At 54.4% G+C, this 22538-nt stretch carries 17 protein-coding genes and 1 tRNA gene; 6 read left to right on the top strand and 12 right to left on the bottom strand.

Annotated elements, in window-relative coordinates; genetic code table 11:
- Positions 1-50: 50 nt before the first annotated feature.
- From LG203_RS04690 to LG203_RS04665, 6 genes are all read right to left on the bottom strand, one after another.
- Positions 51-3158: an efflux RND transporter permease subunit gene (locus LG203_RS04690; protein WP_230344708.1), complete on the bottom strand. Its 3108-nt coding sequence runs from the start codon at positions 3156-3158 to the stop codon at positions 51-53.
- 12 nt (positions 3159-3170) lie between these two features.
- A complete protein-coding gene (locus LG203_RS04685) occupies positions 3171-4289 on the bottom strand; it encodes an efflux RND transporter periplasmic adaptor subunit (protein ID WP_230344707.1) in 1119 nt (372 codons plus the stop codon).
- A gap of 1 nt (position 4290) precedes the next feature.
- Positions 4291-5577, bottom strand: a complete 1287-nt coding sequence (locus LG203_RS04680) for a TolC family protein (RefSeq protein ID WP_230344706.1) — start codon at positions 5575-5577, stop codon at positions 4291-4293.
- Positions 5578-5785: 208 nt separating this feature from the next.
- Positions 5786-6307 carry a Smr/MutS family protein gene (locus LG203_RS04675; RefSeq protein WP_230345035.1) on the bottom strand — a complete coding sequence of 174 codons (522 nt, stop codon included), beginning with the start codon at positions 6305-6307 and terminating at the stop codon, positions 5786-5788.
- Between the two features lie 164 nt (positions 6308-6471).
- Positions 6472-7422, bottom strand: coding sequence for a thioredoxin-disulfide reductase (gene trxB / locus LG203_RS04670; protein WP_015829936.1), 951 nt, complete (start codon positions 7420-7422; stop codon positions 6472-6474).
- Between the two features lie 54 nt (positions 7423-7476).
- On the bottom strand, positions 7477-7941 hold the full coding sequence (locus tag LG203_RS04665) for a Dps family protein (protein ID WP_230344705.1): 465 nt from the start codon (positions 7939-7941) through the stop codon (positions 7477-7479).
- 242 nt (positions 7942-8183) lie between these two features.
- On the opposite strand from LG203_RS04665, the gene LG203_RS04655 reads away from it, so the two are divergent.
- The 4 genes from LG203_RS04655 to serS are packed head-to-tail and all read left to right on the top strand — an operon-like array spanning position 8184 to position 13788.
- A complete protein-coding gene (locus LG203_RS04655; protein WP_407665367.1) occupies positions 8184-10487 on the top strand; it encodes a DNA translocase FtsK in 2304 nt (767 codons plus the stop codon).
- A 3-nt stretch (positions 10488-10490) separates the two neighbouring features.
- On the top strand, positions 10491-11120 hold the full coding sequence (gene lolA, locus LG203_RS04650) for an outer membrane lipoprotein chaperone LolA (RefSeq protein WP_230344704.1): 630 nt from the start codon (positions 10491-10493) through the stop codon (positions 11118-11120).
- Positions 11121-11142: 22 nt separating this feature from the next.
- Positions 11143-12465, top strand: a complete 1323-nt coding sequence (locus LG203_RS04645; protein WP_230344703.1) for a replication-associated recombination protein A — start codon at positions 11143-11145, stop codon at positions 12463-12465.
- 33 nt (positions 12466-12498) lie between these two features.
- Positions 12499-13788: a serine--tRNA ligase gene (serS, locus tag LG203_RS04640; protein ID WP_230344702.1), complete on the top strand. Its 1290-nt coding sequence runs from the start codon at positions 12499-12501 to the stop codon at positions 13786-13788.
- 102 nt (positions 13789-13890) lie between these two features.
- On the opposite strand, the gene LG203_RS04635 is transcribed toward serS, so the two are convergent.
- From LG203_RS04635 to LG203_RS14465, 4 genes are all read right to left on the bottom strand, one after another.
- Entirely contained in the window at positions 13891-15645 is a 1755-nt protein-coding gene (locus tag LG203_RS04635) for a cation:proton antiporter (protein WP_230344701.1), read from the bottom strand.
- 22 nt (positions 15646-15667) lie between these two features.
- Positions 15668-17095, bottom strand: a complete 1428-nt coding sequence (gene mltF, locus LG203_RS04630) for a membrane-bound lytic murein transglycosylase MltF (RefSeq protein ID WP_230344700.1) — start codon at positions 17093-17095, stop codon at positions 15668-15670.
- Between the two features lie 331 nt (positions 17096-17426).
- The gene (locus LG203_RS04625; protein WP_230344699.1) at positions 17427-18284 is read right to left on the bottom strand and encodes a hypothetical protein; all 858 of its coding nucleotides are present in this window, start codon (positions 18282-18284) and stop codon (positions 17427-17429) included.
- 9 nt (positions 18285-18293) lie between these two features.
- Positions 18294-18443: a DUF4113 domain-containing protein gene (locus tag LG203_RS14465; protein WP_407665366.1), complete on the bottom strand. Its 150-nt coding sequence runs from the start codon at positions 18441-18443 to the stop codon at positions 18294-18296.
- Positions 18444-19079: 636 nt separating this feature from the next.
- On the opposite strand from LG203_RS14465, the gene LG203_RS04620 reads away from it, so the two are divergent.
- Both LG203_RS04620 and LG203_RS04615 read left to right on the top strand, forming a co-directional pair.
- Entirely contained in the window at positions 19080-20258 is a 1179-nt protein-coding gene (locus LG203_RS04620) for a helix-turn-helix transcriptional regulator (protein WP_230344698.1), read from the top strand.
- A gap of 87 nt (positions 20259-20345) precedes the next feature.
- On the top strand, positions 20346-20960 hold the full coding sequence (locus LG203_RS04615; protein ID WP_230344697.1) for a hypothetical protein: 615 nt from the start codon (positions 20346-20348) through the stop codon (positions 20958-20960).
- A 245-nt stretch (positions 20961-21205) separates the two neighbouring features.
- Here LG203_RS04615 and LG203_RS04610 read toward each other — a convergent pair.
- A tRNA-Ser gene (locus LG203_RS04610) sits at positions 21206-21295 on the bottom strand.
- Between the two features lie 165 nt (positions 21296-21460).
- Positions 21461-22534 carry a peptidogalycan biosysnthesis protein gene (locus tag LG203_RS04605; protein ID WP_230344696.1) on the bottom strand — a complete coding sequence of 358 codons (1074 nt, stop codon included), beginning with the start codon at positions 22532-22534 and terminating at the stop codon, positions 21461-21463.
- Positions 22535-22538: the final 4 nt, after the last annotated feature.

Genomic DNA, 22538 nt, shown 5'->3' with positions numbered 1-22538 from the left:
TGCTGTCCGGGCGTTTTTTTATCGGCTTTGCCAGCTACTGAAAGCTGGGCTTATTGCTCTTTGCGCCAGGGTTTGCTACGTGCCTCATCCGAAAAGGCAGGGAACAGCAAGGGCAGCAACAGCAGGGTGAAGAAGGTGGCTGTCACCAGACCGCCCACAATCACCACGGCAAATGGACGTTGTGTCTCAGAGCCTATGCTGTGTGACAGTGCGGCAGGCAGCAAGCCGAGGCCCGCCATCAGCGCGGTCATCAGGATAGGCCGCAAGCGAGCTACGGCACCATCCAGCACGGCATCCTTGACGCTTACCCCATCCAGTATCAGGCGCTTGATCTGCTCCACCATGATGACGCCGTTTTGTACCGAGATGCCGGCGAGGGCGATAAAGCCCACTGCTGCCGACACCGATAAATGCAAGCCTGCCAGCCACAGTCCACCCAGACCGCCGATGAGCGTGAATGGAATCATCATCAGCACCAGCAGCGCATTGCGTACCGATTTGAAGGCGGTAAACAGCAGCACAAAGATCAGCATGAGGGATAAAGGCACAATCACTTCCAGCCGTTGCATGGCGCGTTGCTGATTCTCAAACTGGCCGCCCCAGGTGATACTGTAGCCGGGTGGTAATGGCACTTGCTGTTTGACCTTGGCCATGGCTTCCTGCACAAAGCTGCCCTGATCGCGGTCTACCAGATTGGCCTTGATCGCCACAATGCGCGATACGCCTTCACGGCTGACGCGCGATGCGCCTTGCTTTACCTGAATATCGGCAATCTCGCTCAACGGGATACTGCCTGCATTATTCGGTAGCGCGATCGGCAGTTCGGCAATGTCATCAACAGCATCGCGATATTCCTCATTCAGACGCAAGGTCACATCAAAGCGGCGGTCGCCATCGTAAAAGGTATTGGCGGCATTGCCAGCCAGCGCCGTTTGCACGGTACTGTTGACGTCGCCTACCTGCAAGCCATAGCGGGCCATGCGCGCGCGATCCAGCTGAATATCCAGCTCCGAGTTGCCTGAGATGCGGATCGCCGCCACATCGGTTGCGCCCTTGATGCTGTTCAAGACATCCACTACCTCGTCGGCTTTGGATTCCAGAATCCCGAGGTCGGGCCCGAAAATCTTGACTGAAATTTCCCCTTTCACGCCAGAGAGCGCTTCTTCCACGCTGTCCTGAATCACCTGCGAGAAATTGGTGGGAATGCCGGGGATGGTGTGTATCTTGGCCGACATGTCCTTGATCAAGGCTTCCTTGCTGGAAAACTTCCAGGTGTCCTTGGGTTTCAGGTCAGCCAGGATCTCGATGTTGTTCGGACCTTTGGGGTCGGTGCCGTCGTCCGGACGACCCACATGGCTCACTACCAGATGCACTTCCTGATAGCCCAGCAATATCTTGCGCACATGCCGTTCCACTTCCTTGGTTTTTTCCAGACTGGTGGAAGGCGGCAGGCTGATGGTGAGCCAGATATTGCCTTCATCCAGCCGCGGCAGAAACTCGGAACCCAGCCGTGGCGCCAGCAGTACCGAGATGGCAAGCAGGGCAACCGAAACAATCACCACACGCTTGCGCATGGTGCCCATGCGAACCAGGAGGTGGCGATAGGCATGCTGCACTTTCTCCAGCCATGGGCTGTGGCTTTCCGCCATATCTTCACGGCGCATGGTGTAAGAGAGCAGGGCCGGCACCAGCGTCAGCGTCAGCAAAATGGCGCCCAGCAAGGCAAAACTCAGGGTAAATGCCATGGGCGAGAAGATTTTGCCCTCTACGCGCTGGAAGGTGAAGATGGGCAGGAATGCCAGAATGATGATGAGCTTGGAGAACAGGATAGGACGGCCCATCTCAATAGCGGTCTGCTTCAGCGTATGGATGCGCCAGCCATAACTGGCCTGCTGCGGGAATTTGTCCAGCTCGGTGATGGCTAACCTCACCATCAGCGCTTCAACCAGCACCACCGCACTGTCGATGATGATGCCGAAGTCCACCGCGCCCAACGAAATCAGGTTGGCCGATACGCCGCGAATATCCATGATGATGAAGGCGAATAGCAGCGACAAGGGAATCACGCTGGCGACAATCAGCGCAGCGCGCCAGTTGCGCAGGAACACGATCAGGATCGCCACTACCAGCAGGGCACCCACAATGAGGTTTTCTGTCACCGTATGCACGGTGTGGTCGATCAGGCTGGTACGGTCATAGAAGGGGGCAATGCGCACACCGGGTGGCAGCTTGGCATTCACTTCCTTGGCTTTTTCGCGTAGCGCTTCAATCACCTTGGCCGGATTCTGGCCCTTGTTCATGAGCACGATGCCCTCGATCACGTCATCGCGATCGTTATAGGACACAATGCCGGAGCGGGTCTTGTCGCCAATCACGGCCTGCCCCACATCGCTCACCACAATCGGCCGCCCATCCCGCGAGGTGATCACGGTCTGGCCAATATCATCAATGCTCTTGAACAGGCCTATGCCGCGCACCACCAGCGCTTCGTCGCCGCGATGCATGAGGCCACCACCGACGTTGCTGCTGTTATTGCCCAGTGCCTGGTTGACCTGATCAATGCTGATATCAAACTTCTTCAGCAGATAAGGATCGAGCCGCACCTGATATTCCTTGACCGCGCCACCAAAGCTGGTGATGTCGGCCACGCCGGGCACGGTGCGCAGCATGGGGATGATCTGCCAATCCTGAATCGCCCGGATTTCACGTTGTGGCATGTCCTTGGGTGCTTCAACCAGATAGCGGTAGATTTCGCCCACGGCTGTGGTTAGCGGTGCGAGGGTAGGCTGGTAAGCCGCAGGCAGGCCTACGCCCTGCAAGCGTTCCAGCACCTGCTGGCGGGCGAAATAATCATCGGTATGCTCGGAAAAAGTCAGGGTGACCACAGACAGGCCGGTAATCGATACCGAGCGCATTTGCATCAGGTGTGGCACGCCACTCATCTCATGCTCAATCGGCAGCGTGACCACGCGTTCGACTTCTTCTGGGGCGAGCCCGGCCGCCTGGGTGACGATGCCCACGTGCACATCTTCTACATCAGGAAATGCCTCAATCGGCAGGTTTTGAACGGCAAAATAGCCCGAAATAATCACGGCCAGGGTACCCAGCAGCACAAACACGCGCTGCTGGAGGGAGAAGGTAATCAGTTTTTCCAACATGGTGAGATCGCCTTATTTGCCTGCAGCCAGCTCGGAATTGAGCAGAATGGCACCCGAGGTCACCACACGCTCGCCCAATGCCAGACCGCTTTTGACGGTGGCAAAGTCGCGGGCCTGGGTGGCCAGTTCTACCCGGCGTTTTTGCAGGTGGCCAGGGGAGGTCTCCACAAACACATAGCTGTACAAGCCTTCGGTGATGAGCGCACTGTTAGGCAGGCGAATGACCTTCTCCTGAGAGCTTTGCAGCGGGGTAATGCGGGCATACATCTCGGGTTTGAGGCGGCCTTTGCCATCTACACTGCAACGCACCTGGATGCGCCGGGTGGCCGGGTCCACCATGCCCCCTATGGTCAAGACGCGGCCGCTGAAGGTTTCGCCAGGATAAGCATCTACTTCGATGGAAAGTGCCTGGCCGACGGATACCTTGGACAAATCACGCTCCGGCAGATCAATCGATGCCCAGAGGGAGTTTGGATCACTGATGATGAACAGCGGGCTGGCAGCGTCTGGCCGTACCTGGCTGCCAGGGTTGATCTGACGATCCACAATCATGCCGTTGATCGGGCTGCGCAAGCTGAAGCTCTCGCCATTCACACTGCCGTGGGTGCCGAGATTGCTCAGCATGGCGGAGGTGCGAGCGGCTTCTGCCTGTGATTCGGCCATGTCGGCCTGGCTATTTTCAAACTCCTTGCGCGCGATGACGCCGCCCTCCAGCAAGAGGCGGCTGCGCTCCAGCGCCTGTTTTTTGAGCTGCAGGTCGGCTTGCGCTTTACGGTGATCTGCCAAGGCGGTGCCCAAATCGGGGGAGTCGAGCACCGCCAGTGCCTGGCCAGATTTCACCGTATCACCCAGCTGCGCGCTGATGCTGACCACGCGGCCGGTGACGGGGGAACTGATGCGTACAGTGTGATTTTCATCAAAGGCAATCTTGCCGTTCAATGGCTCGCTGGCCGGGGCGGGAATCGCCGTAACCGCTTCCATTTTCAGGCTGGAAAACTGGCTTGAGCCTGGTTTTAACACGACCTCCTGCGAGGAAGGTGCCGGACTGGCACTGCGCGGCTTGTCGGCGGCAAATCCAGGAGTGGCGACGCTGAGGCAGATCAGGCTGAGAGAAATAATGCTGCGGTTCATGTTACGGAGCTTCCTGTGGTTGGGTGGCTGCCTGCCAGGCGGCCAGGGATTTTGCATAGTCGGCGCGCGCATTGGCGGCATCCAGTTGCAGGGTTCGGTATACACGGCGTGCATCCAGCAGATCGGTCACGCCCATGGCGCCATGTTGGTAGGCGAATTCGGCCGCGTCGGCAGCGGTCTTGGCTTCCGCCAGCATTTGCTCATCGTAGCGACGTACTTTATCAGTGGCGGCATTGAGATCAGCACGAGCGCGCGCGATTTCACCCAGGGCCATCGCCTGGGTTTGATCCCGGGCTTCCTCGGCAGTTGTCAGGTTGACCTCGGCTCTGGCGATTTCGCCCTGGTATTGATAATTGGTGAACAATGGGATGCTGACCGCTGCGCCCACAGTATTGCGGCTGTCGTCAGGGTAATGTTCGTATTGCACGCCTACGGTAATGTCGCGAGTCTGCAGCGACTCGGCGAGTTTTCGCGCTTCCATGGCCTGCTCGGTGCGCGCGGAGGCGGCCTGAATATCGGCACGCTGATCGAGCAAGGTCATATCGGTATTGCCGGTATCCGGCGCATTCGCCAGCGCAGGCCATTCATCGGTCAGGTACAGGCTGGAGGCATTTTTTTCCTGCCCGATCATGTAAGCCAGAATGGCTTGCGCTTTTTCGCGGTCCGCCTGTGCCTGGCGGACATCGTTTTTGGCGCGCAGGGCGTCAACGCGGATACGCGCCACATCGGTGGCCGATATATCGCCTGCCTTGAGACGTAGCTCGGCGGACTGCAATACCTTGTCAAAAATGGCCTGATTCTCCTGCTGCAGGCGTTCGGCCTGCTGTGCCAGCAGGAGATCATAGTAACTTGAGCGCAGATTCAGCGTTTGCTGGCGCATGCTGTCCTGCAGGTCAAAGCGGGAGGCCTTGATGGCGTCTTCCGCCACGGCGGTACGCAGTTCCCGTTTACCGCCGCGCTCTACCAACTGGTCAACCCGCACAATGCTGTCCAGGGTTTTATCCTGCAGGCCACCATTGCCATTGTTACCATGCAGCTTGAAATTAGTGCTGCTCAGGCTCAGTACGGGGTTGGGTTTCTGGCCAGCGCTGAGTTTGTCGGCTTGCGAGCCTTCCAGTGCTCGACGGGCAAACAGTACTTCGCGATTATTGGTTTGTAAAAGACGCTCGGCCTGAGAGAGGCTCAAGTGTTGCAGATCCGATGGTTGCAATTCGGATGTTTCATCCGCATGGGCAAGAGATGCCAAGCCCAGCGTGCAAAGCAGCAATACGATGTAACGGTATTTCATGGGCACTTTCCTGCAGCTATTTGAAAGGTCAATAGCCATCTTTTTCTGATGACATGCTGCGCATGCTAAGCACCCAACCTTATGGTTTGCTTACAACTGCAAAATACTTTTAAACATGTGAAAAAACCTCAGTGCTTGGCTATACGACTTGGCCTGAAGTGAAGGGGAATAGTCGGGAGAGGTGGCGCAGGACAGCTGCGTCAGCGAATCAGGCCTTGAGCAGTACGATCACGGCGCCGCTACCGCCGTCGGTGGCGCGCGCCTGGGCATAGGCCAGCACTTCGTCTTTTTGCATCAGCCAGCTGCGCAGTTTGTGCTTGAGCACGGGCTCGCGGTTGCGCGAACCCAGCCCTTTGCCATGCACGATGCGCACACAGCGTATGCCGCGTTTTTTGCAGTCCGCCAGAAACTCGGCGACGTAAAGCCTAGCTTCATCCACTACCAGACCATGCAGATCAATGCCTGCCTGCACCACCCAGTGGCCGCGCCGTAACTTGCTCAAAATAGCGGGGGACTGGCCTTCACGCAGATAGAGCAGCTCTTCGCCGCTCTCCAGTTCGTGCGCCGGGATGTAATGGTCACTGAGCGAGTCGATCAGGGCCTGGCGCTCATCGCGAATGAATTGCTTGGGGATGGGTTTGGGGCGTGGTGGCGTAAAGGTGACCTTGGACGATTGCAGGGGGCGAGCGCCTTTCACTGCCTCGCGAAAGAGCAGCTCGTCGTCGTCCAATGGGTCATCTGCTGGTTTGTCAGTCACAAGAATTTACCAGGTAAGCAACTGAATCAGTTAAACAATAGCCGCTTTTGTGCTCAAGCGGCAATATCACAAACAAAAACGCACGGCAGGGCCGGAGCCGGTTGCCGTGCGCGCATGGTGGCTTGCGCCGCGATGCCTTACTTCAGTTGATCCAGGTAACGCTCGGCATCCAGTGCGGCCATACAACCACTGCCTGCACTGGTGACCGCCTGACGGTAAATATGATCCTGCACATCGCCCGCCGCAAATACGCCAGGCACACTGGTTGCGGTGGCATTGCCATTGCGGCCTGCCTTGGTCACGATGTAACCACCTTCCATTTCCAGCTGGCCAGCAAAGATGTCGGTGTTGGGCTTGTGACCAATCGCAATGAACACGCCTTGCAAGGGGATATCCTTAGTGGCACCGGTTTCATTGTTCTTGATACGCATGCCGGTCACACCGCTATCATCGCCCAGCACTTCTTCCAGCACGGAGTGCAGTTCCAGCACGATCTTGCCTTCCTTCACGCGCTCCATGACCTTGTCCACCAGAATGGCTTCGGCCTTGAACTTGTCGCGTCTGTGCACCAGCGTTACCTTGCTGGCGATATTGGCGAGATACAGCGCTTCTTCTACGGCCGTGTTGCCACCGCCGATAACCGCGACTTCCTGATTGCGATAGAAAAAACCGTCACAGGTGGCGCAGGCAGATACACCCTTGCCAGAGAATTGTTCTTCAGAGGGCAAGCCCAGATACTGTGCCGAAGCGCCGGTGGCAATGATCAGGGCATCACAGGTGTATTCGCCAGAGTCGCCGATCAGCCGGATAGGCTTTTCGGTGAGTTTGGCGGTATGAATGTGATCAAAGATCATTTCCGTATTGAAACGCTCGGCATGTTTCTGAAAACGCGCCATCAGCTCGGGGCCTTGCACACCATCGGCATCCGCGGGCCAGTTGTCCACCTCGGTGGTGGTCATCAGCTGGCCACCCTGGGCAATCCCCGTGACGAGTACGGGTTTCAGGTTGGCGCGCGCCGCGTAAACGGCTGCTGAGTAGCCCGCAGGGCCAGAGCCCAGAATGAGCAGATGGGCGTGTTTTGTTGCCATGATGTTAAGACTCCTGAGTACGGTTTTTTCTATAGGTCGGTATTGCGGTAAGGCTTATTTTTCCAGCAGGCTGCGCAGCATCCATGCGGTTTTTTCGTGCAATTGCAGGCGCTGGGTCAGCAGGTCTGCACTGGCTTCGTCCGAGGCTTTTTCCACGACAGGGAAAATCGAGCGGGCGGTACGCACCACGGTTTCGTGACCGGCGACCAGTTCGCGGATCATCTCCTGCGCATTGGGCACGCCATCGGTTTCCTTGATGGAAGTCAGCTTGGCGAAGTCCTTGTAGGTGCCAGGTGCGTAGACATCCAGCGAACGAATGCGCTCGGCAACCAGATCAACTGCCAGCCACAGTTCGTTATATTGTTCCTCGAACATCAGATGCAAGGTGCGGAATTGCGGACCAGTGACGTTCCAGTGGAAGAAATGGGTTTTGAGGTAGAGCGTGTAAGTGTCTGCCAGAAAACGGGAGAGGCCTTCAGCGATCTTCTTGCGATCTTTTTCGTTGATGCCGATATCCATGAGGTGTATCCATCCTTTTCTTTTGTTGTGGTTAACGTTATGCCAGACAATTTTTATGTATGGTAGGTTCTCGAAATTAATAGTGCAAATTGATTCTGTAAATTTGCCTGATAAGTATCGCTAACCGGCGTGTGAGGAATACAAGCAGTACCAGCCATAACTGATATAATTCTCTCGTTATTTATATAATAACCGTTAATGATTTATTGTTGCTCAACCACTGTCCGGATAGCCTGATCATCTTGTTCTTCCAGAAAAAAAATCTCCCTTTAAACAGCAAGCGCGAGACGCCTCGTCCGGAAACTCCGGGTATCGTCAAAGAGGCCTGGTGGCTTGGGCTCGTGGTCGTTGGCCTCTATCTGACCATCATTCTGGCGACATACCAGCGCGAAGACCCTTCCTGGTCACACACTGCCAGTGATGCCGCGATAACACACAATGCGGGCGGTACTGTGGGTGCATGGCTGTCGGATATCCTGCTGTACCTGTTTGGGTTTTCAGCATGGTGGCTGGCGGTGTTTGCGTTTTATGCCATCTGGCTGGTGTATTTGCGCCTTGAAGTCGTCGCGGCCAGCCGCAAACCTTTGTTGCTGCTTAACTTCATAGGCTTTGGTCTGTTGCTTGTGGCCTCTGCCAGCCTGGAATATGGGCATCTGTTGGCCTTGCCTGCGCAATTGCCGCTGGCTCCCGGCGGTATGCTGGGCAGCGTCGTGGATGGCCTGCTGCGCGGCATGCTGGGTTTTGCTGGCTCGACCATGGCTTTACTCCTCATGATGGCGGTGGGCTTCAGTCTGTTTACTGGCTGGTCGTGGATCATGATGACTGAAAAGCTGGGTGGTGCCCTGGAGTGGGCGTATGCCTATGTGCGCAATAAATGGCAGGACCGCCAGGACCGCAAGCTGGGCAAGGTGGCCGAGCAGCTGCGTACCGAATTTGTCGATAACGAGCGCAAGCGCACCGAAGATCGGCCGCCTATCCAGATTCAGGCGCCCGCGCTGGAAATTCCCAAGAGCGACCGTATTGAAAAAGAGCGCCAGTCACCCTTGTTTGAAACCTTGCCGGACTCACCCTTGCCACCATTGCATCTGCTGGATGAGCCCAGTGGCGTGGTGGAAGTGCAGTCTGCCGAGACTCTGGAATTCACCTCGCGTCTGATCGAGCGCAAGCTGATGGACTTCGGTATTGAGGTCAAGGTAATTGCGGCCTTGCCTGGCCCGGTGATTACCCGCTATGAAATCGAGCCAGCCGCAGGCGTCAAGGGCAGCCAGGTGGCCAATCTCTCCAAGGATCTGGCGCGAGCCTTGTCCGTGATCAGCGTGCGCGTGGTGGAAACCATCCCTGGCAAAACCTATATGGGCCTGGAGATTCCGAATCCCAAGCGTCAGGTGGTATTCCTGTCCGAGATTCTCGGCTCGCAGGTGTATGCCGACATGAATTCGCCCCTGGCCATCGCCATGGGCAAGGATATTTCCGGCAAGCCGGTAGTGGCTGACCTTGCCAAGATGCCGCATGTGCTGGTCGCGGGTACGACGGGGTCGGGTAAATCTGTTGCCATCAATGCCATGATCCTGAGCCTGCTTTACAAGGCCGAGCCGAGCAAGGTACGTCTGATTCTGATTGATCCCAAGATGCTGGAGCTGTCGGTGTATGACGGCATTCCGCATTTGCTGGCCCCGGTGATTACCGACATGCGCCAGGCCGGCAATGCGCTGAACTGGGGTGTAGCGGAAATGGAGCGGCGCTACAAGCTGATGTCGGTGCTGGGCGTGCGTAATCTCGCGGGCTACAACCAGAAAATCCGCGATGCCGCCAAGGATGGCAAGAGCATTCCGCATCCATTTACACTCACGCCGGATAGCCCCGAGCCACTGGACGAGCTGCCGGTCATCGTCGTCATCATCGACGAACTGGCCGATCTGATGATGGTCGTAGGCAAAAAGGTGGAAGAACCGATTGCCCGTCTGGCGCAGAAAGCCCGTGCCTGCGGCATCCACTTGGTCGTGGCGACACAGCGTCCGTCGGTCGATGTGATTACCGGCTTGATCAAGGCCAATATCCCCACCCGGGTTGCCTTCCAGGTATCCAGCAAGATTGACTCGCGTACCATTCTTGACCAGATGGGCGCCGAAGCCTTGCTGGGGCAGGGTGACATGCTGTATCAGCCACCTGGCACCAGCGATCCGCAGCGCGTGCATGGTGCGTTTGTGTCCGATCAGGAAGTGCATCGCGTGGTCGAGCACATCAAGACCCTGGGCGAGCCCAACTATATTGAAGGCATCCTCACCGGTGCCACCGAAGAAGGTGGCGATGTGGGGGATGGCGGCGAAGGGGGTGGTGGCGGTGAAGCGGACCCGCTGTACGATGAGGCCGTGGCGATTGTGCTCAAGTCGCGCCGTGCTTCCATTTCCTCGGTGCAGCGCCAGTTGCGCATAGGCTACAACCGCGCTGCCCGCCTGATTGAAGACATGGAACGTGCGGGCCTGGTCTCTGCCATGCAGAGCAACGGTAACCGTGAAGTTTTAGCCCCTAACAGCCATAGCGAGTAACTGATGCGATCTTTTCTGAATACCCTTCTGCTGGCTTTCTCCAGCGCCAGCATGCTGACCCCCGCGTTGGCACAGGCCGATGGCCCCGAGCGGCTCAAGGCCTTTTACCAGAATACGGTCGGGCTCAAGGCGCAATTCAAGCAGACCGTCTCCGATGCGCAAGGCCGCAAGGTGCAGGAAGTGACCGGCAATATGCAATTGCAACGCCCCGGCAAATTCCGCTGGGATTACCAGAAACCCTATGTGCAAGAAATCGTCGGCGATGGCCAAAAGGTCTGGCTGTATGACCCCGAGCTGAATCAGGTGACGGTGCGCTCGCTAAGCAAGGCCATTGGCTCCAGCCCGGCTGCCATGCTGGCCGGCAGCAAGGAAATGGAAAAAAGCTTTGCCCTGCAGGATGGTGGTAACCAGGGTGGGCTGGAGTGGGTAAAGGCGACGCCACGCGAAAAGGAAAGCGGCTTCGAGCAGATCATGATCGGCTTCAAGGGCGATCAGCTGGCACAGATGGAATTGCTGGACAGCTTTGGTCACCGCACGCTCATCGAGTTCAGCCAGATTGAGCGCAACCCGACACTGGCCGCCCAGGCATTCCGGTTTGTGCCGCCTGCCGGTGCGGACGTCGTAGGCGAATAGCCTTTCCCCAGCGGACATTGTTTTGAGCGATCTTTTTCAGCCGAATACCCCCGATGCCCCCTTAGCCGAGCGTCTGCGCCCAGCCACGCTGGATGATGTGGTCGGCCAGAAGCATCTGCTGGGCGAGGGCAAGCCCTTGCGGCTGGCGTTTCAGTCCGGCAAGCTGCCCTCGATGATCTTGTGGGGCCCGCCTGGTGTCGGCAAAACCACACTGGCGCGCCTGATCGCCAATACGGCCGATGCAGAATTCATCCCCTTGTCGGCGGTGCTTTCCGGCATCAAGGACATCCGCGAAGCCGTTGAGCGCGCCCAGCACACCTTGCAGCAATCCGGTCGCCGCACCATTCTGTTTGTCGATGAGGTGCATCGCTTCAACAAAGGCCAGCAGGATGCATTTTTGCCGTTTGTGGAAAGCGGCCTGATTACCTTTATCGGCGCCACCACCGAAAACCCGTCGTTTGAAGTCAACAGCGCCTTGCTGAGCCGGGCGCGCGTGTTTGTGCTGCAAGCCCTGTCTGAAACTGACCTTGCCGAACTGCTGGAACGTGCCCGCGCCAATATGGCGCCTGAGATGGCATTGAGCGATGAGGTGAAAGAACAGGTGCTGGCCTATGCTGATGGCGATGCGCGGCGCCTGCTCAACTTTGTTGAAGGCTTGTTCAATGCGGCGCTGACCAGTGGCCTGACCGAGATCAATGCCGAGTTTTTGCAAAGCACCATGGCGAGCAAGCTGCGCCGCTTTGATAAGGGCGGCGAAGCGTTTTACGACCAGATATCCGCCTTGCACAAGTCGGTGCGCGGCTCCAACCCTGACGCGGCCTTGTACTGGTTTTTGCGCATGATTGATGGCGGGGCCGACCCGCTTTACCTAGGTCGCCGTCTTATCCGCATGGCGGTGGAAGATATCGGCATTGCCGATCCGCGTGCGCAGACCATGACGCTGGAAGCCTGCCAGATATACGAGCGGCTGGGCTCGCCAGAGGGCGAGCTGGCATTGTCGAATGCGGTGATCTACTGCGCCGTGGCGCCCAAGAGCAATGCCGCCTATATGGCCTATAATCAGGCCAAAGCCTTTGTCGCGCAGGATAAATCGCGCAATGTGCCTTTGCACTTGCGCAATGCACCAACCAAGCTGATGAAAGAGCTGGATTACGGCAAGGAATACCGCTACGCGCATAACGAGCCGGATGCCTATGCCGCGGGCGAGCAGTATTTCCCCGATGATCTTGAAGCCATTCAGTTTTACGTGCCCACGCCGCGCGGACTGGAAGGCAAGATTGCCGAAAAACTGGCAAGGCTGCGCGAGCTGGATGCGCAAGCCCTGCGTGCCCCCAAGAAGAAATAAACTATCAAGCAGAAATAACGATCAGGAAGCCTTATGTTAGACATACAACAATTACGCAATGAACTGGACACCGTGGTGAGCCGCCTGGCGAGCCGTGGCTTTGCGCTGGATACCGCCAGATTTGAAGCGCTGGAGAGTGATCGCAAGCTGGTGCAGACGCGCACGCAGGATTTGCAGGCCAAGCGTAACGCCACTTCCAAGCAGATCGGCATTGCCAAGTCCAAGGGTGAAGACGTCAGCAGCATCATGGCCGAAGTGGCCGGGCTCGGCGAGCAGCTCAAGGCGGATGAAGAGCGCCTGGGCGTGATTCAGGCTGAATTGCAGCAGTTCCTGCTCAATATCCCCAATCTGCCGCACGCCAGCGTGCCGCAAGGCAAGTCCGAGGAAGATAACGTGGAAGTGCGCAAGGTCGGCACGCCACGCAGTTTTGACTTCGAGATCAAGGACCACACCGATGTGGGTACGCCGCTGGGGCTGGATTTTGATACCGGCGCCAAGCTGGCAGGGGCGCGCTTTACGCTGATGCGCGGCCAGATTGCGCGTCTGCATCGTGCGCTTGCCCAGTTCATGCTGGATACGCAAACCGAGCGCCACGGCTACACCGAGTGCTATACACCGTATATTGTGAATGCGGACAGCCTGCGCGGTACCGGCCAGTTGCCCAAGTTCGAGGCGGATCTGTTTGCCGCGCAAAAAGGTGGGCAAGAAGGCGAGGGCGAAGCGCTATACCTGATCCCGACCTCGGAAGTGACTTTGACTAACACCGTGCGCGACGAGATTCTGGCAGCGGAAAGCCTGCCCATCAAGCTCACTGCCCATACGCCATGCTTCCGTTCCGAGGCAGGCTCCTATGGCCGCGACACGCGCGGCATGATACGTCAGCACCAGTTCGACAAAGTGGAAATGGTGCAGATTGTGCATCCGGAAAAAAGCTACGAGGCGCTGGAAGAGATGGTTGGCCACGCCGAGCATATCCTGCAGGCGCTGGGCCTGCCGTATCGCGTGGTGTCGTTGTGTACTGGCGACATGGGCTTTGGTGCCGCCAAGACCTATGATCTGGAAGTCTGGCTGCCCGCCCAGAATACCTACCGCGAGATCTCATCCGTATCCAACTGCGAGGCCTTCCAGGCACGTCGTTTGCAAGCGCGTTTCCGCAATGAAGGCGGCAAGCCCGAGCTGGTGCATACCCTGAATGGCTCCGGCCTGGCCGTAGGCCGCACTCTGGTGGCTGTGCTGGAAAACTATCAAGAGGCCGATGGCAGTGTGGTGGTGCCTGAAGTATTGCGGCCTTATATGGGCGGGCTGGAACGCCTGGGCGCATGAGGGCGGAATGGTGAGCGTGAAAAGCCCGAGCTGATGCCGGGCTGACAATCACAGGCATGACCAAATAAAAAACCACCGAGCCCGGTGGTTTTTTATTGCCTGCTAGTGCTCGTCTTTCTTCTGGTTCAAGGTTTCCAGCAGCGAGATTTGCAGCAGGTAATGCATGCGCACAAACCAGCGGCGCAGAATGATAAACAGCAGGCCTACAATCACCGCCACGGCCAATGTCAGCTTCAGGCTGGGAATCAGCGGCCAGCTCAGTACTAATAGCACGATGGTCAGCAATGCCAGCGAAATGGCCGGTATGCCGCGCGAGATGATGCGCCGGACCTTGTCGGCCTGCGCGCTGGCGAGTGTCTGCGTGGCATGGTCGGCCAGCAGCAGGCTGAATGCTTGCAGCTTGCGAAAAGCCGCAATCAGGAAAGGCGCTGAAAGCAGCAGGGTGCTGCCCCAGATCAGGGATTTCTTCAGATCGATTTCCCCAGCCCAGGCCGGCAAGTGCAGGAGCGGGCTCGCCAGCAAATGGCGAGCGGCAACAAATAGCGCCGCCACCAGGCATACATTAACGAATATCTGCAATATGAGCTTGCGGTAGAGACCTGCCAGCAATGCCCGGTCTTCGGCGTTGCCTTCGCCTTGCAGCCAGCCCTGGTACCAGTCAAAAAAGCGGGCGATCTTGTCAGGAACCCGTTGCGTCAGTCGGTTGGAAAGTGGGTCAGCCGCGCGGATGAGATAGGGTGTCAGCAGCGTGGTGACGACCGAGGTGGCAACGGCAATCGGGTAAAGAAAATGGCTGGTGACATTCAGCGTGAGGCCGAGCGTGGCAATGATGAAGGAGAATTCGCCTATCTGCGCCAGCCCCATGCCCACGCGCAGCGAAGTGCGGCCATCGTTGCCTGCCAGCAGCGTGCCCGTACCGCAGGAGATGATTTTGCCGAGAATCACCGCTGCCGAAATTACCATGATGGGCACGGCGTACTCGACGATGGCGTTGGGGTCCAGCATCAGGCCGATGGTCACGAAAAAGATGGCACTGAACATATCGCGCACTGGTTCGATCAGCCGTTCGATGGCGCGTATCTGCTTGGCTTCGGCCATGATGGCGCCGATCATGAAAGCCCCCAGGGCGATGCTGTAATCCATCTTGATCACCAGCAGGCAAAAGCCAAACAGCAAGCCCAACACACTCACCAGCAGCGTTTCATGCCGCTTGAACGAAGCCACGTAATCCAGCAGGCGCGGCACCACGAGGATGCCCACGACCAGCGACACCACCATAAACAGCACCAGCTTGCCTATGGTGCCCACGGCTTCGCCCGTGCTGACGGTACCGGTGGCCGCCATGCCGGAGAGCAGGGCGATGATGCCGATGGCGAGAATATCCTCCACGATCAGAATGCCGAAAATAAGCTGCGCGAAGCGCTCCCGCTTCATGCCCAGCTCTTCCAGTGCCTTGACGATAATAGTAGTGGACGAGATGGCCAGCATGGCACCCAGGAAAATCGAGTCCATGACTTTCCAGCCAAAATACTGGCCGATCTCATAGCCTATGTACACCATCACCACAATCTCGGTAATGGCCGCCACAAACGCCGTGGCGCCGACTTTTTGCAGCTTGCGCAGGTTAAATTCCAGCCCCAGCGAAAACATCAGAAAGACGATGCCTAGCTCGGCCAGGGTTTCCACCGTCTCCTGATTATGAATCAGAGGCCATGGTGGCGTATGCGGCCCAATGATAAGCCCGGCGAGGATGTAACCCAGCACCACCGGTTGCTTGATGCGCTGGAAGACGACCGTCACAAACCCCGCCACCAGCATGATGACAGCGAGATCCTGTATGAAAGAGAGTGCGTGCATGGTTAGTCTGACTGGTCGAACATCATGGTACAGGTTGGTAGGGCGCTATCCCCGTTGTCATGCCCGCATTCACCAGATTGAAATCCGGCAATATGGGCTGGTGCTTGGGCTCATAGCGCTCCAGAATCTTGTGATAGGTGCGGATGGATTCGACAAATACCACCGGCGCTCCGCCACTGGCATAGCCGTATTTCAGCGTGGAGTAATGTTCGGCACGATTAAGCAGGGGCAGGGTTTTTTTCACATCCGCCCAGCTATCCGGATTCAGCTTCAGGCGCTTGGTCAAAATCCGCGCGTCTTCCAGATGTGCAAAGCCAATGTTGTAAGCCGCCAGCGCCAGCCAGGTGCGATCAGGCTCTTGTATGCGCTCCGGCAACATATCTTTGAGCATTGCAATATAGCGTGCGCCACCCAATATGCTTTGCCGCGCATCCAGTCGGTCCGTTACACCCAGGCGGTCGGCCGTAGCCTCTGTCAGCATCATCATGCCGCGCACATTGGTTGGTGAGGTATTGAATCTATCCCAATGCGACTCCTGATAGCTCACCCCCGCCAGCAAGCGCCAATCCAGCCCTGTCAGCTCCTGCGCCTGCTTGAACAGCCCCACATACTGCGGCAGCACATTGCGCGTGCGTACCAGAAAATTCGTCACATCCATCGGGTTCAGCCGCTCGCTGTGCCCGTAATAGCGGTCAACCAGATTGCGCAAGCGCCCGTCTTTTTTGATCTTCTCGATAAATGCATTCGCCCGCTGGGAAATCCAGCTCTGCCCGCGTTTGGGGAAAGCCCACGCCACCTGCTCCGGTTTGCCCACGCTCATGCCATCCGCCAGATTAGGGTAGTAATTCTTGAGCATATTGGCCAGATGCGAATCCGCCACCGTAAAATCCAGCGTGCCATCCGCCACCTGCTCCATTAATTCATCCGCACTGGCTCGCTTCAGCTCCTCCCAATGCAGGGCTGGCGTGTGTTCCTTCATCTCGCGCAGGCGCTCGGCATAGCTTGTCCCTGCAGGCACCGCAATACGCTTTCCGATCAGGTCATTCACCGTTTTCGGCGGCTTGCTTTGCGAATCGTTGTAGATGACTTTCTGCTGCGTGGTCTGATAAGGCACACTGAACTTCACCAGATGCTGGCGCAGCTTGGTAATGCTCAAATCCGCCGCCGCAAAGTGCGCCTGACCCTTAAGCAGCGTCGGTATTACCTGTGAAATATTCCCCACCACCAAAAACTTCGCGCTGTACTCCGGCCCCAGATCCTTCATAAACATCTGCACCAGATCATACTCAAACCCCGCGTTCTGGTTCTCGTCATCTACATAATAGGTATTCGGCCCGTTGTGCGTTACCACAATCAATTCTTTGGTAAGCGGCCTGTGGGCGGGGCTGTCGCCAGATTGCTCGCAGGCCGAGCAAAGAAGGGCCAGCAGTATGGTCAGGAATTTGCGCATCGGCCCAAGTTTCGCCAAGTTTTTGGGGTTTGTCCAGTTGGAATATTGGGCTGGGAATGAAAGAGGTTAGTCTGTTTTAGGTTTTGGCATCTGCCAGCCTGTTCCTGATGAGCTTGAGTGCTTGCCCCGGAATAACTGCTCAAAAGATTCAATCACCGGCAGTGGAAATAAGAACGGTGACAAAGATAAAGAGACCGGTCACGCCATCCGAACTAACCCAGCCGGGCCGGACAGTTTCAATATTCTGAGTGATGTGCTGAATGGCCGTCAGGACTCGATTACGGCTTGGGAGCGATGTGGGGCCAAACATAAATATTTAATAAATTGGGTTTTAAACGGTAGGGAAGGTGGCTGAAATATCAGATAATTTAAGCCATTCCTTTGCTCTTGCGAAGACCTTGTTGAAATTTATATCATGAGAGATTAATCCATCAGTGCATAACGCTAATGCGGAATTTTGGGTATCAATTTCCCAAGCCCTCAATTTTTTAATTTTCGTAGGAATTTTCCCCCTTTTAAATAAAGTATACGCGGAAAATTTACTTAATCTTGACTGAAAAATAAATGTTGAATTACAGTCAAAATCAGGCATGACCATTTTTATGAAGTCTATTGTAGGTAAAAATGCTCTTGATTCTTGTCTGCAAATGCTACAAATTTTATAAATTGTTTTATTAGAAATTTTGTCTTGGCAAAATTCCCGTAATTCTTTATCCGAAAAATAGGAGTCAAACTTTCTTATATCGGATTCTACTGTTTTACATTGATTATCAAGATATTCAAATAAATTTTTGGTATCTATATATGCACTTTTAAAAAAATCTTCAAATCTTTGAGAGCGGGTCCCATTTTCAGCTGCATTCTCCAGTTCTTTTATGAATAAAGGTAAATTGGCTTTTTTATTAATTAAATTTTCTTTATCGAGTCTTGCAAATATATTCCTAGAAAGGTCTATGCCTGAATTCGAGATGTAAATCCTATCTGAAAAATCCTTTATTACTGAAAGTTTATCCCAAACTCTCTTATATCCATTAGTGATAATTGGGTCATGTAAAGTACAGTTGAAAATTTCAGAGAACGATATTGCTGAGATACATCCGAAATTATTAATGTCCTCAAAATATTCGGAAAATAGAGGGTATGCCTTGCTATCATTGTTGAGAAGATTTGTGTCAATTACTTTTAGCATTTTTCACTCTTACTTCGCTCTTATAATAGATGCCAAATCGGAAGTATCGGCTGGGCTTTTGTGCCCCTGTTTCATCGCCCAAGGAGCTTGATGCCCCTGCGATGCTGACCTCAGCGCACCTTTCCCCATCTTCCTATTCATCGAGTCCAAGGCAGCCATCAGTCTGGCTGACTTCTCCCCTTCGGCAGTTGAGCCGAACATATCATTCTGTTGCTCGCCTCTCTGCACTATTTCGCCCAGCATAACTCCGGCTTTCTGATAGAGGAAGCTTAATTTATAGCTGCGCTTTCATATCCACAGTGCTACGCCAATCGGGTCATTGGACTGAGTGGGTATTGGCGCCGTGATGCTGTTGAAGTAGTTGCAACCGTCGCCGAGGGGCGAGTGATAGACAAACACATGCAACAGGAAGGCCAGATTTAATGCCTATTTAGAACGGAAGGGGGGCTTCCACTTATAGAAGCTTTTCGAGACATTGCGACACGTCTGCTACGCCATGACCGCGTTCTTTTATTTACTTGAGGGCTTTAGACTTAAAGTCGTCCGGATCTCTTATACCTCCCAATCCGACTTTTGACTGTTTTAGACAGCTTGATTTGTGTAGCAGACCGGGTGAAGTCCATATTGCAGTCCCACGCATCCTTTCATTGCTTGGCTTCTTGTAACACTAATGAATATCGACTAGTCCTAAAGTGCTATTGCGTTAAATCCAGCTCCAATTAAGCTGGATATAAAAATGATTATAAAAATTAGTGCCTTACGTTTGGTGGGATATCACATATAAAGGGGAATATCTTGGATCTTTCAGAATCGTCATTCAATCAATTGGTGGACATCCTCTATCAAACTCTTGAAGATAATACGGTTTGGAAGAAGTTTTTCGATGAGGTCGCGCAAGCAATTGATGTAAATATTGTTCACATGCTTGGTGTAGATAAGAAACATACAGCCCTTTCCTATAGCGATGGGGCAAACATGCCAGCACATGGGGAATTAACATATATCCAGAACTATCACTCAATTGATCCCAGAGTTCCGATTGTATTTGGAACGGAAACAATGAAATGGGTCCATTGCCATCAACATCTTGATGAAGTCTTCGTCGCCAATAATCCTTTCTATCAGGAGTTTCTGATCCCATACGGGCTGCGATACATGTCAGCGTGCAAAGTGGTAGATGATGATAACGCTATCATTATTTTCTCCACTCTCCGCAAACCGGAGCAAGGGCCACTTCCTGATGAGGCATTGTCATTTTTGGACGGCCTGATGCCACACCTGGCAAGAGTCTGTAGGCTAACAGTTAAAAATTATGTTTATTCAACCCAGGCGCTTGTTGGGCATGCTCTGATTAATAAGCTTAGGCAAGCGGTGGTGCTCGCGACTACCACTGGAGATGTTGTTCATATAAATGAAGCAGCCTCCACCTTGTTGAGGCAGAGCTCCGGCGTATATATCAGCAATAATAAATTGCAATTCCCATTTCCTTACGATCAAGAGTTCTACCAAGTTTGTCATCGTTTGGAACAAGAGAATTTTCGCCCACCATTATCAGCGGGATCAAAAGGAACGGAATTTACTACTCTAAAGGTGCGCTATACGAAGGCTGATGGACAGACGGATAGTATTTACGCTTTTATAACGATGCTCATCCCTGAGCAGATGATGGGGACATTTGGTCTGAGGCCATTGATTATGGTGTTCTTCTATCATCCTGAAGCAGACACCACCATTGATCCTTCTTTATTAACGGCCGCTTTCGGCTTGAGTCCTGCTGAATGCCGAATCGCTATTTATTTGGCAGAAGGGTGTTCTCTAAAAGAGATTGCCAGAAAGCTGGACGTACAGTTTGACACTATTAGAAAACAGTTACAGTCCATTTATCATAAAACCTCCACCAATAGACAGCCGGAGCTCATCAGATTGCTATTGAACTTGCCATCGAATGCATTTGGAAGCCTCAGAAAAGATTGATTATTCCTCATTTGTGGAATAGACCTTAACAGTTGTAAATGCTGTAATTTGCTCACCATTTCATATTATCAAAAGGGGAGCACTATCATGAAGGGTTTACTTGCAGGTTTTTTGGCTTTGGTTTTATCAAACACAGCAAGCGCGACATCCTTGACTGCAACGTTTGGCGGTGATGACATTGTCGAAGCTTATGTATCTGAGAGTGTATGGGGGACAGGTGAAATACTAGGAAAATCTGACTTTTTCGTGAATGGTTTCGTAACCGCAACAATGCATAACTTGAAAGGTCCACTAAGCTTCGTCCAGTTTGCGATCTATAACAGTGGTGGACCAGCTTCGGTGATTGCTGAGCTTACCCTGTCCGATGCAAATTTCAAGTTTGCCAACGGCACACAGAAATTGCGTACTAATACGGACAATATCCTTTTTACAGATGCGTTACTCAGTGATCAGTTCTTTACTCCTGAACTTATTGGGTCAGCTGCTTTATTCGGTTACGGCGCGTTTGATCTGACAGATCCAGATAATACGAACTTTGTGGGCGTGTATAACGCTAACCCAGTTACATATTACTTTGCGGCCATTCCAATCTACGCAAACAATGTATCGGCAGTGCCAGAACTTGAGACGTCAGCGATGATGGCTTTTGGTATTGGCTTACTGGGTTACATCGGTCGTAGAAGAAAACATCACTCCGCTTAAGATTCGAACTCTTTACTGGGATATTAGACCCATTCAAAAATGGGCTGATATCCTTTTTTAATGTAAGAAATATGTGTATCGCCCAGAACACGCCAGCCTTGTACCTGAAGCCAAGCTTGCATATACGTGTCAGACCGCATAGCCACAGGTGAGCTCCATCATGTGGAGCTGGTGAAGTACAAACCGTGACACCTGTAAATCATGACTTCATCCGAGTTATTGGTTTTAAAACAATAAATTATCAATGGCGGAGAGGGAGGGATTCGAACCCTCGATACGCTTGCACGTATGCCTGATTTCGAGTCAGGTACATTCAACCACTCTGCCACCTCTCCGCGACTCGGTTGCTGGATTGCCCAGCTAATGAGGGCGCTATTCTACCATTATCGGCTTTTGATGCTGTACTTTTTGTGGGGCACTTGCTTGCGGGCCGGGCAGGGGCTTGCTGAAACAACCCTCTGCCATCGTCCCGTCACTATCCTGTTTCACCAGCCCTGCGATCAGGCCAGCTTGAGCAGAGTGTGCGTGTCTTGCAGCTTGGCGGGCATGGTGTTGCGGGTGTGGTATACCTCGCGGCTGCTTTGGTAGGTGTGAAAGCCATCGCGTATGCACATCTCGATGTTGTGTATCCAGCTTAAGCAATCGATATGGTGCTGGACGTTGGCGGCTGAGTTGATGCCGATGTATTTGTCCAGCATGACGCCTTGATGATGCAGCAGGAGGTTGAAGGCGATGAGGGTGTTTTGCTTGAAATACAGCACAAAGCGCGTTTGCTCGGGCATGAGGCCGGCGACGTACTCAAAGAATTTTTTGGTGAGCAGCTCGGACTGCGCCTGTTGGCCGGCGTGGGATTCGAGGTACAGGTTGTAGATATCGTCCAGGTGCGGCGGGATGCCTTGGTGCTCTTCTATTCGAATGTCGCGGGCTGCGCTGCGTTTTTGCTGGATGTCGGTGCGCAGCTTTGTACTCAGGCTGGCGAGGTAGTCTTGCACGGAGCCATGCGTGATCTTGTTGATGGCGAGCGGCATGCTGGGCAGGGCGTTGTAGCCCAGGTCTTTGAGCGCCGAGCCGTATAACTGGTAATCCACGTCTTTCACATCCTTGAAGGCGATCAAGGTGGCGTTTTCTTTTTTGGCGATGGTGGCCAGCGTGCGGTTCAGCACCTGAATCAGTGCGGGGTCGAAAGGGTACTCGCGGCTGATGGCGAGCTTGCAGGAGTCGGTGACCGGCGAGCCTACGCACAGCATCTTGACGGTCATGAGGCTGGGCAGCTGCTCTTTTACCTGCGTGAGGATGTTCTGCATGGTGCCTTTGAGGCTGCTTTCGAGCGCATATTGCGTGACGAAGTAGGGTGCGATGCACAGCAGCACCTGGTTTTTGCGGATGCCGATATAGCCGGTTTTAAAACCGGGAGTGTGGCCGGTATCAAAGGCGAGATGCAGGCGATAACCTTCAATGTCGTCCTGCAGCAGGGCTTTCCAGTTTTCTTCGAGGAACTTGGCGGCGCTGAAGCCGGTTTCGACTTCAAAGGCGGAAAGGGTGTCGGGCTGGTAATGGCTTAAGTCAGGTTGCATGGCG

This window comes from Methylovorus mays (assembly GCF_020531915.1).
Classification (GTDB): Bacteria; Pseudomonadota; Gammaproteobacteria; order Burkholderiales; family Methylophilaceae; genus Methylovorus; species Methylovorus mays.
The sequence above is the reverse complement of the archived record's forward strand: the minus strand, read 5'-3'. Positions and strand labels throughout refer to the sequence as shown.